11 protein-coding genes are annotated in these 18,156 nt (G+C 65.2%); 6 read left to right on the top strand and 5 right to left on the bottom strand.

The window, feature by feature from the left end; genetic code table 11:
* Position 1: 1 nt before the first annotated feature.
* The gene (locus tag JQ629_RS00735) at positions 2 to 1,507 is read left to right on the top strand and encodes an AMP-binding protein (RefSeq protein WP_212410451.1); all 1,506 of its coding nucleotides are present in this window, start codon (positions 2 to 4) and stop codon (positions 1,505 to 1,507) included.
* Between the two features lie 90 nt (positions 1,508 to 1,597).
* The gene (locus JQ629_RS00730) at positions 1,598 to 2,824 is read left to right on the top strand and encodes a GGDEF domain-containing protein (RefSeq protein WP_212410449.1); all 1,227 of its coding nucleotides are present in this window, start codon (positions 1,598 to 1,600) and stop codon (positions 2,822 to 2,824) included.
* 137 nt (positions 2,825 to 2,961) lie between these two features.
* Here the strand turns inward: JQ629_RS00730 and mfd are convergent, their stop codons facing one another.
* Both mfd and JQ629_RS00720 read right to left on the bottom strand, forming a co-directional pair.
* Positions 2,962 to 6,480, bottom strand: coding sequence for a transcription-repair coupling factor (mfd, locus tag JQ629_RS00725; protein WP_212410447.1), 3,519 nt, complete (start codon positions 6,478 to 6,480; stop codon positions 2,962 to 2,964).
* Positions 6,477 to 6,767: an FAD assembly factor SdhE gene (locus tag JQ629_RS00720; RefSeq protein ID WP_212410445.1), complete on the bottom strand. Its 291-nt coding sequence runs from the start codon at positions 6,765 to 6,767 to the stop codon at positions 6,477 to 6,479. Before JQ629_RS00720 ends, mfd begins: the two co-directional genes overlap by 4 nt.
* 368 nt (positions 6,768 to 7,135) lie before the next feature.
* Here JQ629_RS00720 and JQ629_RS00715 point away from each other — a divergent pair, with 368 nt between their 5' ends.
* The 4 genes from JQ629_RS00715 (at position 7,136) to JQ629_RS00700 (ending at position 11,640) form a co-directional block, all read left to right on the top strand.
* A complete protein-coding gene (locus JQ629_RS00715) occupies positions 7,136 to 8,326 on the top strand; it encodes an RNA ligase RtcB family protein (protein ID WP_212410444.1) in 1,191 nt (396 codons plus the stop codon).
* Positions 8,323 to 8,946 (top strand): peptide chain release factor H, encoded by a 624-nt coding sequence (prfH, locus tag JQ629_RS00710; protein ID WP_212410442.1) that lies wholly within the window; start codon positions 8,323 to 8,325, stop codon positions 8,944 to 8,946. Before JQ629_RS00715 ends, prfH begins: the two co-directional genes overlap by 4 nt.
* A 176-nt stretch (positions 8,947 to 9,122) precedes the next feature.
* Entirely contained in the window at positions 9,123 to 11,231 is a 2,109-nt protein-coding gene (gene recG / locus JQ629_RS00705) for an ATP-dependent DNA helicase RecG (protein ID WP_212410440.1), read from the top strand.
* Between the two features lie 121 nt (positions 11,232 to 11,352).
* A complete protein-coding gene (locus JQ629_RS00700; RefSeq protein ID WP_212410438.1) occupies positions 11,353 to 11,640 on the top strand; it encodes a GIY-YIG nuclease family protein in 288 nt (95 codons plus the stop codon).
* Between the two features lie 114 nt (positions 11,641 to 11,754).
* Here the strand turns inward: JQ629_RS00700 and JQ629_RS00695 are convergent, their stop codons facing one another.
* The 3 genes from JQ629_RS00695 to JQ629_RS00685 form a co-directional block, all read right to left on the bottom strand.
* Entirely contained in the window at positions 11,755 to 12,528 is a 774-nt protein-coding gene (locus tag JQ629_RS00695) for a DUF502 domain-containing protein (protein WP_212410436.1), read from the bottom strand.
* Between the two features lie 97 nt (positions 12,529 to 12,625).
* Positions 12,626 to 14,452, bottom strand: coding sequence for a glutamine--fructose-6-phosphate transaminase (isomerizing) (gene glmS, locus JQ629_RS00690; RefSeq protein WP_212410434.1), 1,827 nt, complete (start codon positions 14,450 to 14,452; stop codon positions 12,626 to 12,628).
* Positions 14,453 to 14,656: 204 nt separating this feature from the next.
* Positions 14,657 to 17,971, bottom strand: coding sequence for an autotransporter outer membrane beta-barrel domain-containing protein (locus JQ629_RS00685; RefSeq protein WP_212410432.1), 3,315 nt, complete (start codon positions 17,969 to 17,971; stop codon positions 14,657 to 14,659).
* Between the last annotated feature and the right edge of the window lie 185 nt (positions 17,972 to 18,156).

Here is an 18,156-nt window from a genome sequence, read left to right as displayed (position 1 = left end):
CGTGACCCAGCCAGCCGCTTCGCCCACGCTCGATACATTGTTCAAGCGCTCGCTGGCACGGCAGCCGGATGCGACGGCGCTGATCGATCCGCCGAACAAGCCGCGCGTCACGGGCCAGACGCCGAAGCGCCTCACCTATGCGCAGGCCGACCGCGCGATTTCCGCGCTGGCTGCGCATTTCGTCGAATCCGGGTTGCCGGCCAACTCCGTCATCGCGGTCCAGCTGCCGAATACCATCGAATTCGCGCTGACAATTCTGGCCGCCTATCGCGCCGGACTGGTGGTCGCTGTGCTGCCCTTGCTGTGGCGACAGGCGGAACTGACCATGGCGCTCAACCGCACCGCGGCGCGGGCTATCGTCACCACAAGCAAGGTCGACGGCATCGTCTATTCGGATCTGGCCATGAATGCCGCGGCTGAAGCGTTTTCGATCCGCCATGTCTGCGGCTTCGGGACCGATTTGCCGGAAGGCATGGCCTCGCTCGACAACGCAATCCTGCGGGAATCGACCACTGCGCGCGCGGTGATCCAGGATGGCCGCAAGGCGGCGCTGATCTCGTTCGATCTGACGTCGGACGGTTTCCGGCCCGTCCCGCGCGCCCATCTCGGCCTGATCGCCGGAGGACTCTCGGTCTCGCTCGAAAGCGATGTTCCGCAGGGCGCGACGATCCTGTCGGCGTTTTCGCCGATGTCGTTTGCCGGCCTCGCATCGACGCTGACGGTCTGGCTGCTGTCGGGCGGAACGCTGGTGCTGCACCATCCGTTCGACGAAGAGATCCTGGAGCAGCAGGTCAACGAGCATGCCTGTGATACGCTGATTGCCCCGGCACAACTGGCGTTGCGGCTGGACGAACTCGACCTCGCGGGCAGCCTGCCCACCCTGCGCAACGTCATCGGGTTGTGGCGCGCGCCGGAACAGGTGATGTCGAGCGCGTCCTGGTCGGCCCAGCAGGCGACGCTGACCGACGTCTATCTGTTCGGCGAAGTCGGTTTGTTCGCGGCGCGCCGGCTTGCGGACGACGGTTCGCCCGCCCTGATCAAGTCAGGACCGCACGGCGCGCCGCGCGAACTGCCGGGCTCCTCGATCGCGGGCGACATCCTGCTGACCCCGCGGGGCACCTTGGGACTGCGCGGACCGATGATCCCGGTCGCGGCCTATGCGCCCCCGCCGCCACCCAGCGACTCGCTGATTGCAGCCCCGCCGCGCGATTACGTCGATACCGATTATTCTGCGCGGCTCGACCGCTCGACCGGCGCCATCAATATCACCGCGCCGCCGTCCGGCATCATGGCGGTTGGCGGCTACCGTTTCCTGGCGCAGGACCTGCAAGAATGGGCCCGGCGGCTCGGGCAAGGCGCGCTGCTCACGGCCTTGCCGGATCGCCTTAGCGGCCATCGGCTTGCCGGCCGCGCCCAGGACAACGCCCGCGCCCGCGACGCGTTGACGGAACTCGGGCTTAACCCATTGATGGTCGAAGCGTTTCGCGACCGGGCGAATTCCGCTTGAGCGCAATCTCACGGCTTGTGTTGACGCCACATTAAGCCCGGCAAACTAGGATCGCGCTCTCATAAATGGCGCGCTTGATCCGAGTTGTAGATGTCCCAGCAAGGCCCGATCCTCGTCGTATCGACCGCAACGCGGCCGTCGTTTGCCGCAGCGCTCGATGTCGCAAAGCTGTTTCCGGTCGTCGAGGCCGAATGGACGGATGCGGTGCGCGCGGTCGAACAGCTGCAGCCGGCGGCGGTATTGGCCGCGACGTCCGACGTCGATCAGGCGACACTTGCCGCACTCGCCGCGCCGATCGCGGCCCACCAACCCTATCTGCCACTGATCGCGGTCGATCCGCAGGCAACGCTGCCTGAAAACGCCATTCCATTTTTCCAAAGCCAGGGAGACTCCAGCCGCCTCGTCGCCCGCCTGCGCGCCGCGCTGCGTATCCGCTCGCTGCACGCGACGGTGATGCGCCGGCTCGTACCGGCCACCCGGATCGCGCTCTCGGACATCGACACCTTCAGAGATGCCACGGTGCTGCTGGTCGGCCGCGGCGGCGCCTACCCCACGCTGTCGGTCTCGCTTGGCGAACAAACCGGGGTGGTCGGCGCGCTGAGCATCGAGGCCGCGGCGAAGCATCTCAATGCGCGCGACATCGACGGCATCGTGCTCAGCGAAGGCTTTAGCCCGCGCGTGGTCGATGCTTTCCTGACCGTGCTGGCGGAAGACGCCCGCTTCCGCCATTTGCCTGTGGTGGTGACGTCAGGCGATCTGTTGCCGTCCTATGAATTACCGAACCTCGAAATCCTCAGCGGCGAGCCTGTGCAAATGGTGGCGACCGCGTTGCCGCTGATCCGCCAGCATGCCTTCGAAGCGCATTTGAGCCGGACCCTGCGCTCGATCGACGCCGAGGGCCTGATCGACGCCCGCACCGGCCTGCTCACATCAGCCGCCTTCGAGCGTGACTTCGCCAGCGCGGTCTACCAGACCCAGCAACGCGGCGGCGGCCTGTCGGTCGCGCGCTTCGCCTTCGACCCCGCCCATCCCCGCGCCCAGTTCGACGGCGCGCGCATCATCAGCCGGCTGATGCGGCGGATGGATTTCGGCGCCGTCTGCGATGACGGATCGGTCGTGGTCGCCTTCGCCGAGACCGACCTCAAGACCGCGCATACGATCGCGCGGCGGCTGTCCAGCGTCATGCGCCACACCAGCCACGGCAAGCGCGACACGCGCGCAGAACCAACCGTGACGGTCGCGACGCTGGAGTCGAGGGATTCCGCGAAAGCGCTGCTCGCGCGCCTCGGCGAAGAGGCCCATCGCGCCGCGTCTTAGGCCGCTTCCGTCATTGCGAGCGAAGCGAAGCAATCCATAGCGCGGCATAACGGAGAGGTGGATTGCTTCGTCGCAAGTGCTCCCTTGCGCAAACGCTATGCGTTTGTCGCAGGCAATGACGAGGACGGTACGGGCGCCTACGCCGCCTTCTTGTTCTCCGCGAGATTGGCAAGCTGCCGCAAGATCTCCGTCGTGCCCATCAGCCGTTCTTCCGGCGTCTTCCATACCTGCAGGAACACCACCTTCATGTCGGGCCGCACCTTGGCAGCCTGGCCGTGCTGGCGGATGAAGAACACCAGCCGGTCCGGCTGCGCGAACTTGTTGTCGCGGAAGGAGATGACCGCGCCCTTCGGTCCGGCATCGACCTTCTCGACATTGGCCCTTCGGCAATAGGCCTTGATCGCGGCGACCTTGAACAGATAGCGCACCTCGTCCGGCAGCACGCCGAAACGGTCGCGCATTTCGGCGGCGAAATTGTCGATCTCCTCGTCAGTCTCGAGATCGGCGAGCCGGCGGTACAGCGACAGCCGCACCGCGAGGTCGTTGACGTAATCCTCCGGGATCAGCACGGGCATGCCGATGGTGATCTGCGGCGACCAGCGGTCTGCCGCGGGCTCGACCACACCGGCCTTGAGGTTGAGGATCGCCTCTTCCAGCATCGATTGATAAAGCTCGAAGCCGACTTCCTTGATGTGCCCGGATTGTTCCTCGCCGAGCAGATTGCCGGCGCCGCGGATGTCGAGGTCGTGGGACGCGAGCTGGAAGCCCGCGCCCAGCGTTTCCAGCGACTGCAGCACCTTGAGCCGCCGTTCGGCCTGTCCGGTGATCTTCTGCTGCGCCGGCAGCGTGAACAGCGCATAGGCGCGCAGTTTCGAGCGCCCCACACGGCCGCGCAGCTGATAGAGCTGCGCGAGGCCAAACATGTCGGCGCGGTGCACGATCAGCGTATTGGCCGAGGGGATATCGAGCCCGGATTCGATGATCGTGGTCGAGAGCAGGACGTCGTATTTGCCGTCGTAGAACGCCGACATGATGTCTTCGATCACGGTCGGCGGCATCTGGCCATGCGCGACAGCGACTTTCATCTCCGGCACGGTCTTGTCGAGGAAGTCTTTTACGCCGGCGAGATCCTCGATACGCGGCACCACATAAAACGCCTGCCCGCCGCGGTAGCGTTCGCGCAGCAGCGCCTCGCGGATCATCAGCGGATCGTGCGGCGCCACGAAGGTGCGCACCGCGAGGCGATCGACCGGGGGCGAAGCGATGATCGAGAGATCGCGCACGCCGGTCAGCGCCAGTTGCAGCGTGCGCGGGATCGGCGTCGCGCTCAACGTCAGCACATGGACCTGTGCGCGCAATTGCTTCAGCCGTTCCTTGTGGCTGACGCCAAAGTGCTGCTCTTCGTCGACGATCAGGAGGCCGAGATCCCTGAACTTGATCGCCTTGCCGAGCAGCGCATGGGTGCCGACCACAATGTCGACATTGCCTTCCGACAGCCCCTTCTTGACCTGGGTCAGTTCCTTCGGCGCCACCAGCCGCGAGGCTTGCGCGACGTTGACGGGGAAGCCACGAAAACGTTCGGTAAAGGTCTTGCTGTGCTGCCGCGCCAGCAGCGTGGTCGGCACCACCACGGCGACCTGCTTGCCGTCGAGCGCGACCGCAAAGGCGGCGCGTAGCGCCACCTCGGTCTTGCCGAAGCCGACGTCGCCGCAGATCAGCCGGTCCATCGGCCGGCCGCTTTCGAGGTCCTTCAGCGTCGACGTGATGGCGCCGAGCTGGTCCTCGGTTTCCTCATAGGGGAAGCGCGCGCAGAACTCGTCATAGACATGGGCCTGCACCGGCATTTTCGGCGCTTCGTGCAGATGGCGTTCGGCCGCGATCTTGATCAGTTCACCCGCGATCTCGCGGATGCGGTTCTTGAGTTTTGCTTTTCGCGCCTGCCAGCCGCCGCCGCCAAGACGGTCCAATTCGACGTTGGCGTGGTCGGAGCCGTAGCGCGACAGCAGCTCGATGTTTTCGACGGGGAGGAACAGTTTTGTTTCGGCGGCGTAATGCAGCTCGAGGCAGTCATGCGGCGCGCCGGAGACTTCCAGCGTCTGCAGCCCGATGAAGCGGCCAATGCCGTGCTCGACATGAACGACGAGATCGCCGGCGGCCAGGCTCGTGACTTCAGAGATGAAATTATCGAGCTTGCGGCTCGCCTTGCGCGGCCGCACCAGGCGGTCGCCGAGGATGTCCTGTTCGCTGATGACGGCGACGTCGTCGGTCTCGAAGCCGGATTCCATGCCGACCACCGCCAGCATGGCCTCGTTGCGCGGGGTCGCCTGCACCGTGCGCCAGGTGTTGACGCTGGTGAGGTTGAGCAGCTTGTGGTCGCGCAGCATGCTGCCCATGCGGTCGCGCGAGCCCTCGCTCCACAGCGTGATCACGACCTTCTTGCGCTGCGCCTGCAACGCCAGCACATGCGCGACCACGGCTTCAAACACGTTGACGGCGCTATCGGCGCGCTCCGGCGTGAAGTTGCGCCCCTGCCGCGCGCCGGCATCGAACACGTCAGAACTGCCGTCGGGCACCGCGAACGGCGTCAGCCGCGCCAGCGCGGCTTCTTCCAATCGTGTGGTCCATTCTGCTTCGCTCAGATAGAGCCGGTCGGGCGGCAGCGGCTTGTAGATCGCGCCGCCGCCGGGATGCTCCAGCGCCTCGCGCCTTGCTTCGTAATAGTCCGCGATCTGCTTGAAGCGTTCGCGGGCGGCGTCCTCGCCCTGCGGTTCGATCGCGACCGGCGCGCCGTCGAGATAGTCGAACAGCGTGTCCATCCGCTCCTGGAACAGCGGCAGCCAGTGCTCCATGCCGGGATGGCGGCGGCCTTCGCTGACGGCTTCATACAGCAGATCGTCGCGCTGCGGCGCGCCGAAGGTCGCGACATAGCCCATGCGAAAGCGGCGGATGGTCTCGGTGACCAATTGGAATTCGGAGACCGGCACCAGATCGAGCGCGCGCATGTCGAGCAGCGTGCGCTGGGTTTCGGCGTCGAACGTGCGGATCGATTCCAGGCTGTCGCCGAAGAAATCGAACCGGACCGGCTGGTCGAGCCCAGCCGGAAAGAGGTCGAGAATGCCGCCGCGCACGGCGTATTCGCCGGGCTCGCGCACCGTCGAGGACCGGTTGTAGCCATTATGCTCCAGCCAGGCGACGATGGAGTCCATCGGCACGACATGACCGGGTGCCACCGACAGCGCCTGCGCCGCCACCACCTCACGCGCCGGAACGCGCTGCACGACAGCGTTCACCGTGGTCAACACGATCAGTGGTTTGTCGCTGCCTTGCAGCCGCGACAGCCGCGCCAGCGTGGTCAGGCGCTGGGCCAGGACGCCGCCATGCGGCGACACCCGATCGTAGGGCTGGCAGTCCCAGGCCGGAAACTGCATGACAGGCAAATCGGGCGCGAAGAACTCCAGCGCCCGCGCCAGTTGCTGCATGCGGGGGCCGTCGCGGCACACCACCGCAAGGCTCACCGCCGGCGGCTTCGGCTTGGCAGCGACCGCGCGTGCGAGGTCAGCGACGACCAGCCCCTCGGCGCCCTCGGCGACATTGGCAAAGGTCAGCGCGCGGCCGGGGTTGAGCAGCGCAGCGGGCGATTTGACTGGAGACTTCATGCGCCGTGGTCCACGGCGCGACGCGCCTTGATGCGATCGAACAGCGCGCTGGCGTATTCGGGATCCAGCGGCTTGTCGCCCGTCAGCGCGGCATAGAGGTCGGGATCTGGCACCTCGATCAGGCGCTCCAGTTCGGCCATGTCGCTATCAGACAGATCAGCGATCTCGGCGTCGGCAAAGCGCCCGAGGATGAGATCCATTTCGCGGGTGCCGCGATGCCAGCAGCGAAACAAAAGCCGCTTGCGGCGGTCGTCGAGGCCGCCGCTCGATCGTGTCGAACCCGTCATTGTCCCATTCCCATCCGAACGCCAAAAGCCCGGACGTGCCGGGCGGGGTTGATATAGCCATGGCCGCAGCGAATGTCAGTAGCGTTTCCGGCGCAAATGCATGTGAACCTGATGCCTGTGGCATGCGACAACAGCTCGTCGTGGCGGACTTGCAGCTTTTGCGTTTCGCCGGTATGTGTTTGCGCGATCCGTGGCCAATTTTGGCACGATCAACAGGGAGAAGGCTCGATGACGTTGTCTCGCCGCCCCGTCGAGGGCATCGCCTAAGGGCGCGTGCGTTAGCCGCGCCGCTTGGGAAATCACGCGCTTAAGTCAGCGAACTCTGTGCTGTGCGCGTCGACTAACCCAAATCTCCTGAAAGCTTTCAAATGGGCACTTCTCCCAAGATGGACGGCCGTGCGCCGATCCATTTCTTCGCCTCGTCCAAATCCTGGATCGAGGGCAACGCCACGCTTCAACTGGAACAGGTCGCTGGCCTGGCTGGGGTCCGGGCGGTCGCCGCCATGCCGGATCTGCATCCCGGCAAATATGGTCCCGTAGGTTGCGCCATTCTGGCCGACCGGATTCATCCGCAACTGGTCGGCTCCGACATCGGCTGCGGCATGGGGCTGTTCGCGCTCGACATCGCGGCGCGCAAGCTGCGTCTCGACCAATTGGCCGAGCGCTTGAGCTCGCTCGATCAACCCTGGGATGGCGACGTCCCCGGCGTCCTCGCCGGCGCCGGTCTTGACGCGACGACGTATGATGCCTCGCTCGGCAGCATCGGCGGCGGCAACCATTTCTGTGAGGTCCAGGCCATCGAGGAAATCCTTGCACCGGAGACGGCCGCACAGGCGGGACTGGACCGGGATCAGGCCTTTGTCCTGGTCCATTCCGGCTCGCGCGGCCTCGGTTACTCGATCCTGGAGCGCGTGCTGTCGAACGGGCAAGCAGCGCTCGATCCCGCGAGTGACGACGGCGAATCCTACATGGATGCGCATGATCACGCCGTGCGATGGGCGAAGCTCAATCGCCGCATCATCGCCGAGCGGGCCGCGGCGGCGGCGCGTGCGGAACTGCGTCCTGTCAACGATCTGGCGCATAACATGGTCGAGCGTCGTGGCAATCCCGGTGACGACATCATGCTGCACCGGAAGGGCGCGGCGGCTTCCGATCGCGGGCTCGTGCCGGTGCCGGGATCGCGCGGGACGCTGTCCTATCTGGTCGAGCCGCTGGCGGCGATGCAGACCGAGGCGCTGGCCTCGCTCGCGCATGGTGCCGGCCGCAAATACGATCGGGCATCCATGCACGGCCGCGTGCGGGGCAAGAAATCCGACGTGGCACGGCTGGAGCGCAATCCCTATGGAGGCATCGTCGTCTGCGGGGATCGCGGCTTGCTCGTGGAAGAGGCGCCGGAGGCCTTCAAGAACATCGATCGCGTTATCGCCGACCTCGTCGAGTTCGGCCTGGCGCGCGTGGTGGCGACGTTCCGGCCGCTGGTGACGTTCAAGAAGGCGCAATCCAGCGTCACAGCAAGCAGCGGCAAGCGCGAAAAGTCCTGGAAGGAGGATCGCCGATGATCCGGCTTCTCCTCACCAGCGGACGCGGTCCGGCGGAATGCCGGATCGCGCTCGCAAAGGCCGTTGCGACGCTCACCGCCGAAGCAACCGCGCTCGGTCTTGATACCGATTGCGTGAATGGGCCGAATCCGGACGGGCATGGTCCGGCGTCGGCGATAACAGTGATCCACGGCGACGCCGCCGCGGCCTTCGCACGGCCGTGGATCGGTTCGATCCAGTGGGTGGCGCAAAGCTCGCTGCGGCCACATCACAAGCGGAAGAACTGGTTCATCGGTGTTTTCGAACTTCCGGCGCCGCCCGAAGCGCCGAAAGCGCTGGCCGCGCACGACGTTCGCTTTGAAGCCTTCCGGGCCGGCGGCCCCGGTGGCCAACATCAGAACAAGACCGAGAGCGCCGTGCGTGCGACCCACATCGCAACCGGTCTGTCCGTCGTGGCGCGCGAGGAACGCTCGCAACATCGGAACAAGGCGCTGGCATTGGAGCGGATTGCGGCACTGATCAGGCTGCAGGGCGAGCTCGAAGCGATCACGGCCCGGAATGATGCGCATGCCGCGCATGATCGCCTCGAGCGCGGCAGCCCGGTCAAGCGGTTCAAGGGCAGCGCGTTTCAGGCAGCGTAGTCCGACACCAAAAAGCCGTGGACGCGCCAGGCGGGGTCCGTTCGCGAGAACGTCAGCCCTTCCTGCTCGAAGAATTCGTCATTGCCGGGCTTGACCCGGCAATCCATCTGCTTCGTAAGATTCCGTTCGAAGAATGATGGATGCGCGGGTCAAGCCCGCGCATGACGGACCAGTAAATGCGCCCTCCTTTGCTCAATCCGCTGTTTGCTCCGGTTACGACGCTTCCTGGCGTCGGGCCGAAGCAGGACAAACTGCTGCGCTATCTGCTCGGCCGCAGCGAGACACCGCGGCTGGTCGATCTGCTGCTGCATCTGCCGGCCAGCGTGATCGATCGCCGCGCGCGGCCAAAAATCCGTGAAGCCGTGCAGGGAACCGTGGTGACGCTCGAAGTCACCGTCGATCGCCACCGGCCGCCGCCGCCGCGCAATTCCCGCGCGCCCTACCTCGTCTATGCCAGCGATGACACCGGCGACGTGGTGCTGACGTTCTTCCGCGCCAAGCCCGGTTATGTCGAAAAGCTGCTTCCCGTAGGCGAGAAGCGCTACGTGTCGGGCACGTTGCAGATGTACGACGGGATTCCCCAGATCGTGCACCCCACCAACATCGTGGATGAAGCGGCCTTTGCGAAACTGACCGGCATCGATCCGGTCTATCCGCTGACCGAAGGCCTCGCGCTCGGCTCGCTGCGGCGTGCCGTGGCCCAGGCGCTGCAGAAACTCCCCGAATTGCCCGAATGGATCAGTCCGGAAGTCGTCCGCCGCTGCCACTTCCCGCCCATCCGGGAAGCGTTCACCCGTGTCCATGTCCCGGTCGAGCTGACGGACATCCTGCCCGATGGCCCGTTCTGGTCGCGGCTCGCCTTCGACGAACTTTTGGCGGGTCAACTGGCGCTGGCGCTGGTGCGCGCGCAATTGCGACGACCGGCCGGTGACCGCCACGCCGGCGACGGCCATCTGCGCAGCAGGATCATCGACGCGCTGCCTTATGCGCTGACGGCCTCACAGCGCGACGCGGTGGCCGCCATCACCGGGGATCTGCGCCAGCCGGTGCGGATGCTGCGGCTGCTGCAGGGCGACGTCGGCTCCGGCAAGACCGTGGTGGCGCTGCTGGCGGCGGCCGCCGTGACCGAGGTGGGCAAACAGGCGGCGCTGATGGCGCCGACCGAAATCCTCGCGCGCCAGCACATCAAGACCATCACGCCGCTGGCCGAACGCGCCGGCATGCGGGTGGCGATCCTCACGGGGCGCGAAAAGGGCAAGGAGCGACGCGAAATCCTGGCCCAGCTGGAAGCCGGCGAGATCGATTTTTTGGTCGGCACCCACGCGCTGATCCAGGACGACGTCGCCTTCAAGGCGCTGGCGCTCGCCGTGGTCGATGAACAGCATCGTTTCGGTGTGCGCGAACGGCTGGCGCTCACCAACAAGGGCGACGCCGTCGATGTGCTGGTGCTGAGCGCAACCCCGATCCCGCGCACGCTGGTGCTGACATACTTTGGCGACATGGACGTCTCCGAATTGCGCGAGAAGCCGGCCGGCCGCCAGCCGATCGATACCCGCACCGTCCCCAACAGCCGGCTCGACGAGGTCATCGACGGCGTCGGCCGCGCGCTCAAGGCCGGCAAGCTGGTCTACTGGATCTGTCCGCTGGTCGAGGAATCCGAGGCCGAAGGCATCGAGCACCTCACCAACGCCACCGAGCGCTTCGAGCGGCTGCAACAGCGCTTCGGCGACCGCGTCGGGCTCGTCCACGGCCAGATGAAGGGCACCGAAAAGGACCGCGTGATGGCGCAGTTCGCCGCCCACGAGATCGGCCTCCTGGTCGCCACCACCGTGGTCGAAGTCGGCGTCGACGTCCCCGCCGCGTCGATCATGGTGATCGAGAACGCCGAACGGTTTGGCCTCGCCCAATTGCATCAATTGCGCGGCCGCATCGGGCGCGGTTCGGAAGCCTCCACCTGCCTCTTGCTCTACAAGGAACCGCTCAACGAGATGTCCACCGCGCGGCTGAAAGTGATCCGCGAAACGTCAGACGGTTTTCGGATCGCCGAGGAGGACCTGAAACTGCGCGGCGAAGGCGACGTGCTCGGCATCCGGCAAAGCGGCCTGCCCGGCTACCGCATCGCCCGCTCCGAAGTCCACGGCCAGCTCATCACCCAGGCCCGCGACGAGGCACTGCGGATCATGAAGGACAATCCGAAGCTCAAGGGCGACCGCGGCGAAGCGCTGCGCTGTTTGCTTTATTTGTATGAGCGCGATGAAGCGATACCGCTGATCGGGGCTGGGTAAAGATCTATCAGCCGTCATTGCGAGCGAAGCGAAGCAATCCATTCTTTCTTATTTGCAGCGAGATGGATTGCTTCGCTGCGCTCGCAATGACGGAGTAAGTTGGACGATCGGAGGTCAGCCGATGAAGCAACCCTGCGTCTACATCTTCGCAAGCAAGCGTCACGGTACGCTCTACACGGGCGTCACGTCCAACTTGCCAAAACGCGCGTATGAGCATCGCGAGGGGCTGGTGAAGGGCTTCTCAGCCAAATACGGCTGCAAAATCCTGGTTTGGTACGAAGTCCACGAAACCATGATTGACGCGATCACACGAGAAAAGCAGATCAAAGCCGGCAGCCGCGCCAAGAAATTGGCATTGATCGAAACACTGAACCCCGATTGGAATGACCTCTACGAAACACTGATTTAAGGCTCCGCCCTATCCCCGTCATTGCGAGGAGCGTAGCGACGAAGCAATCCACACTTTCTTTGCCGGACTATGGATTGCTTCGCTACGCTCGCAATGACGCCGAGGGCCGGTGCCCTACTCCACCTTCGCCGGCTGCAGCGTGGCTGCGTTCGCGGCATTGGCTGCACGCGCGGCGTTCGCGGTGGCGGCCAGTGCCGCGATCTTCTTCTGCGGATCGGAGCCCGGCTGCACCACGCCCGCCGACATGATCAGGGTTGCGGCGTCTTCGGCGCTCATGTCGATCTCGATGATCTTGTTCTTCGGCACGTAGAAGAAGAACCCCGTGGTCGGGTTCGGCGCGCAGGGCAGGAACACCGAGATGTGCTCATCCTGGCCGGGCAGCTTGTTGGCGATGTCGACGCTTGGCGATTGCGAGATCAGCACGATCGACCACATGCCCGGCGAGGGAAACTCGACCAGGCCGACCCGGCGAAAGCTCGATCCGTTCCCCGAGAACAGCGTCTCGAACACCTGCTTCAGGCCGCGATAGATCGCGCGCACCGCCGGAATGCGGCCGAGCAGCCGTTCGCCGAGGTCGACCAGGGTCCGGCCGATCAGGTTCGCGGTCAGGAAACCCAGCAGCGTCAGCGCGATCACGGCGACGATCAGCCCGGAACCCGGCAGCCCGAACGGCAGATAGGTTTCCGGCCGGTAGGCGGTCGGAACGAAGGGACGGACCAGGTTGTCGACCCAGGTGACGAACCACCAGGTCAGATAGAAGGTGATCGCGATCGGTCCGGCGACCACGAGGCCGGTCAGGAAATAATTGCGGAAACGGGCCATTAGCCCGCGTGGGGCTTCCGGCGGCACGTCGGCCGGGTTGGACGGAGGCAGATCTTGGGGATTCATTGCGGTTCCAGGTCGCGGGGGCAGCCGGTCTTGTTCCAGCTAAGCCATCCTAGCAGGTTTTTGAAGGCCCGAGATGCCGGCAAGCACGCCCCTGCGGCTATTCGACCGTGACCGATTTGGCCAGATTTCGCGGCTGATCGACGTCGGTGCCCATCACCACGGCGGTATGATAGGCCAGAAGCTGCACCGGAACCGCATAGACCATGGGCGTAAAGGTCGCTGCCATGTCGGGCAGCACGATGGTGACCAGGGATTCGATGGTCGCTTCCGCCGCGCCCTTGGCGTCGGTCATCAGGATGATGTTGCCGCCGCGGGCGGCGACCTCCTGCATGTTGGAGACCGTCTTTTCGAACACCCGGTCATGCGGCGCGATCACCACGACCGGCATGTTCTCGTCGATCAGCGCGATCGGGCCGTGCTTGAGCTCGCCGGCGGCATAGCCCTCGGCGTGGATGTAGGAGATTTCCTTCAGCTTCAGCGCGCCTTCCAGCGCCAAGGGATAGCTGGTGCCGCGGCCGAGATAGAGCACGTCGCGGCATTTGGCGATGTCGCGCGCCAGCTTTTCGATCTGCGGCTCGGTCGTCAGCGCCGCGGCCATCAGGCGGGGAACTTCGACGAGGCCATGGACCAGCTTGATCTCATCCTCGTCGGACAATTCGCCGCGCGCCTTGCCGGCGGCAACGGCCAGCGCGGCCAGCACCATCAGCTGGCAGGTGAACGCCTTGGTCGAGGCGACGCCGATCTCGGGCCCCGCCAGCGTCTGCAGCACCGTCTCGCTTTCGCGGGCGATCGTCGAGGTCGGCACGTTGACCACGGAGAGCGTGTGGACGCCTTGCGACTTGGCATAGCGCAACGCCGCCAGCGTGTCGGCGGTCTCGCCGGACTGGGAGATGAAGATCGCCAGATCGCCCTTGCGCAGCGGCGCCTCGCGGTAGCGGAATTCCGAGGCGACATCGACCTCGACCGGCACGCGGGCGAGCCGCTCGAACCAGTATTTGGCGATATGGCCGGCATAGCTCGCGGTGCCGCAGGCGACGATCGCGATACGCTGCACACCCCGGAAGTCGAACGGCAGCGTCACCGGCAGCATCACGCGGTCGGTCGCCATGTCGACGTAGCGCGCGAGCGTATGGCCGACCACTTCCGGCTGTTCGTGGATTTCCTTGGCCATGAAGTGGCGGTAGTTCGCCTTGTCGACCAGCGAACTCGACGCCGTGTGCCTGATCGCGTCGCGATGAACGATCGCATTGTCCTTGTCGTAGATGGTGGCGCCCTTGCGCGTCAGCACCACCCAGTCGCCGTCCTCGAGATAGCTGACGGTATTGGTCAGCGGCCCGAGCGCAATCGCGTCCGATCCCAGATACATTTCGCCGTCGCCGTGACCGATCGCCAGCGGCGGGCCGTTGCGGGCGCCGATCATCAAATCATTGTCTCCGGCGAAGATGAAGCCGAGCGCGAACGCGCCGCGCAGCTGCGACAGCGCCGCCTTCACCGCTTCCACGGGACCTATGCCCTGGGCGAGCAGATTGTCGACCAGATGCAGCACGATCTCGGTATCGGTTTCGGTCTTGAAGACCGCGCCCTTTTTCTCCAGCGCCTCGCGCAACTCGCGAAAATTCTCGATGATGCCGTTATGGACCACGGCGACGCGTTCGGTCGCATGCGGATGCGCGTTGTTCTCGGTCGGCCGGCCATGGGTGGCCCAGCGGGTATGCCCGATCCCCGTATGGCCGGCGAGCGGTTCGGCCTCCAGCCGCTTTTCGAGGTTTTTGAGTTTGCCCTCGGCGCGGCGCCGCGCCAGATGGTCGCCTTCCAGCGTGGCGACGCCGGCCGAATCATAGCCGCGATATTCCAGGCGTTTGAGCGAATCCACCAACTGCTCCGCGACCGGAGCGCGTCCGAGAATGCCGACAATGCCGCACATGCGGTTTAATATCCCCAAATCGTCGAAAATTTGCCGAAGCAACGCCACGTTCCCTTAACGGGAAACGCCGCTACCCACCTACTCAATAATTATTGCGGATTGAGACAGTCTTAAACGGCAGGATTAACGTCTACCATTGGTAAACGGCGTCCGACGGACTTAGGCGAACGCGGCGCGAAGGGCAATGCGTCTTCCCTGCCCGCTTTACCAGGCATAGCGCACCACGCCCTTGCCGGCGTAGCTTTCGGTCACGTTCGAGAACTCGCCCTCGAAGGTGCCTGCGATCGACCAACCGTTGATCCACTTCATCTCGGCCGAGCCGGTCACCAGCGCGGCGTCAGCGGCTTGCCGCGCGCCGTTGACGACGAAGCTCGCACCCGGCAGCGTCTGGAACGTGGCGCCGATCGAGCGGTCCGGATTGTAATCATGCGCCCAGGCGGCGCGGCCGCGCAGGGTGAAGATGCCGTTCGGCATCGCGAATGATTTGTCGGTGCGCAGGCCGAGTTCGCTGCGGGTGCTCGTGACACTCTTGGCGTTGTAGGCCAGCGCAAAGGTGTTGGCGCCGACGATCGCCTGCTCGGTGTAAGCCGGCAGTTCGAACGTCGTGAATTGTCCGGCGGCGTACGGCGTCCAGCCAAAGCCGTGGCTGACAAAACGATAGCCGCCCTCGACGCGACCCGACCACGCATTGGCATTGAACTTCGCGCGCAGTTGGTCGATGCCGGCGACCGTCACCGTGCGGTCGGTGGTGACGTCCTGCCAACCATAGGCGAGCGCGCCGGTGATATAGGCTGGACCGACATTGTGCCGGATGAACGCGCCGGCCTGGAACAGGTCGGATCGACCGGAGCCAAATCCATTGACGCTGAAACTGGTGCCGCCGCCCGCCAGCGCGAAGCCCGCCAGCGTGTTCGGCGAGAGGCGATAGTCGGCACCGACAGCGCCAGCTGCAAGGCTGCTGCGCGTGCTGTTCGATCCGAGCACCGTATTGCCGTCGGTGGTTTGCGATCCGCCAAAGCCCGCCGCCCACACGCTCCAGCGCTGCTCGAAACTCGGCGCAATCGGCGGCGCCTTGGTGTAGATCGCCGCCAACGCATCATTCGGCTTGCGCTTTGCCGCGTAAGCCATGCTCTCTTCGGCGTAGGCATTCGGATTGCCGCCGCCGCTGATCGGATTGCCGCGGCCGGCAACGAACGGATCGGTGATCACCCCCATGAACTGGTTCATAGCATTGAATGTCGTCTGCTGCGATCCGGTTGCGGTCTCGCCGGAGATTTGCGTCAGCCCGGACGGTGTCAATCCGCCGAACACGATCGGAATGCCACCGGTGGTGTTGAAGAAATTGACGATGGCGTTGCCGACGTTCTGTTGATTGGTATTGAGACCTGTGCCCGGAGGTGGAACGAAATTGAGCGCGAGGTTGAGATACGCATTGTTGGCGTCGTAACTCAGGCTCGAGTTGAATCCGCTGGGCAGGTTGGTGTTGACCGGGCCACTGAACGTGCCGTTCACGCCGCCCGCCGCGTTGATAATGGTGTACTGCTTGGCGACATAGGCGCCAGCGGCGAAGTTCGCATTCACCGTCGCGCCGCCGAGGGTTGCCGCGCCGGTGACGTTGACGCGATCGGCATTGGCCGGCGAGACCTCGACCAGATAGCTCGATGCCGCCGCGAACACGAGGCTGCCCTGCACCGTCAGCAGCCCGATCGAATTGCCCGGCGCCAGCGTACCGCCAGCGTTGATAACGGTGTTGCCGACAATGCCGTTGCCACCGAGCGTGCCGCCGGCATTCACCGTGGTCATCGTCGAGCTTGCGATCGAGCCATCGACCAGCAGCGTGCCGCCATTCACCGTTGTGGTGCCGCCATAAGTATTCACGCCCGACAGGGTCAGCGTGCCCGAACCGACCTTGGCCAACGACAGGAGACCGACGCCTGCATCCGACATCACACCGCTGAACGTCGTGCTGGTGTTGTCGAAGCCGGTCGTGAGCGTCGCTGCCGCAACGTTGTTGTTCGTGACCGCGCCGGCACCGGCGAGCGAGCCCATGCTTTGTTGGCTGCCGCGAAGTTCGATTGCAGCCCCAGCGGCAACCGTGAAGGCGCTCGCCGCCGAAAAAGCACCTGCCGAATCCGACTGCAACTGCCCCGACATGACGTTGGTCGCGCCGGTGTAATTGTTGGTGCCGGCGAGCGACAGGATCGCGGTGCCGGTCTTGGTCAGGCCGCCCGCACCGGTGATATTACCTGTCAGGATAGTCGCGATGGTCGTCTCGACGGTGCCGCCGCCGGCCTGCAGCGTGATGCCGCGCGCAAGCGCGACGGTGGGGCCACCGTTGGTCGAGACCCGCAGCGTGCCGCCGTTGAAGGTGAGGCCGCCCGCCAAATTGCCGAGATTGCTGTCGTCGGTCACCGCGAGCGTGCCGGCCGTGATGGTGGTCCCGCCCACATAGGTGTTGGTGCCGGACAAAGTCAGTACGCCGGCGCCGGTCTTCGCGATCGATCCGGACCCGGTGATGACCTGATCCAACGCAGAATCGGTCGGCTGAGCGAATGTGAGCGAGCCGGTGACGGCGATGTTTCCAACGATGCCCGAAGCGACATTGCCGAACGTGATGGTGTTGGCCCCCCCGGTAAGGGTGATTGCGTTGGCGCGTGTCACGCCATCGCCATTCAGTCCGCCCCTGATCGTGCCGCTGTTGTTGATCGTCAGACCCGCGCCAATGACGCCGACGCCGCCCGCGCCGTTCGCGCCATTGCCGGCGCCGCCCACCCCGCCAGCACCACCAGCGCCGCCCTGCAGTAGCGCCCCTGCGTCGACGTTCGCTGTTCCGCCGGCGGTAAAAATAGCTCCTGCGCCGCCAGTGCCACCGGCACCGCCGAAACCAGTTGCACTCGCACCACCCGCGCCGCCAGCGCCGCTGATCCTCTGAAATCCAGGGGAGATCCTGTAAGTGGCGGTGTTTATAAGCAAAATTTGGGCCCCGCCGGCGCCACCGCCGCCTCCGCCGCCAGTCCCGTTTCCGGCGCCGCCGGCACCGCCGGCGGGTGCGGTGAAATTCCCCGCGTCATTCACGACGGTCGAGGTCTCCGACAGGTTGAAGCCGCCTCCGCCTCCGCCGCCTCCAGCCCCCGCGGCCCCGCCGGCGCCGCCAACGCCTCCTGTGCCGAGAGCAGTGGCCGCGCCCGATCCGCCTGCAGCACCTCCGCTCCCCGCGCCACCTGCGCCCCCGACTCCGATTACCCCGCCACTGCCGCCGCCGCCACCACCGCCCCCGCCGCTCGCGTTGGCGGTGCCGGCCGTCCCGGTGCCGCCATTGCCCTGCGCCGGATTATCGACGCCGCCCGCCCCGCCTGCCCCCGCGCCGGTTGCCCCAGATCCGCCCGATCCGCCATCGGCGAACGCAGGGGAGCAATTGAGGCCGATCGCAAGCAGTGTGACGGAAAGAGACAACCGTACCAGCGTGGTGCTTCCCAGCAGGGCACCGCGAAATCGCGTTATCGCACTCGATGGACGCATTTGATGTTTCTCGTTTCAAAAACCTGCCATGGCGCACAAAAAGGGGCTTTGAGGCCGTGCGCCCAGGATCGCAACATAGCGGAGTCGAACATCACTGCCGCGCGGTTGCAATCCGACTTGTGCCATTTTCCGGGCGGTGTGATGGCAAGGCAACACCCGGTTGCGCGCGTTCTACGTGCTTTAAT

Origin of the sequence: Bradyrhizobium sp. AUGA SZCCT0222 (assembly GCF_018130205.1) — a bacterium.
GTDB lineage: Bacteria > Pseudomonadota > Alphaproteobacteria > Rhizobiales > Xanthobacteraceae > Bradyrhizobium.
The sequence above is the reverse complement of the archived record's forward strand: the minus strand, read 5'-3'. Positions and strand labels throughout refer to the sequence as shown.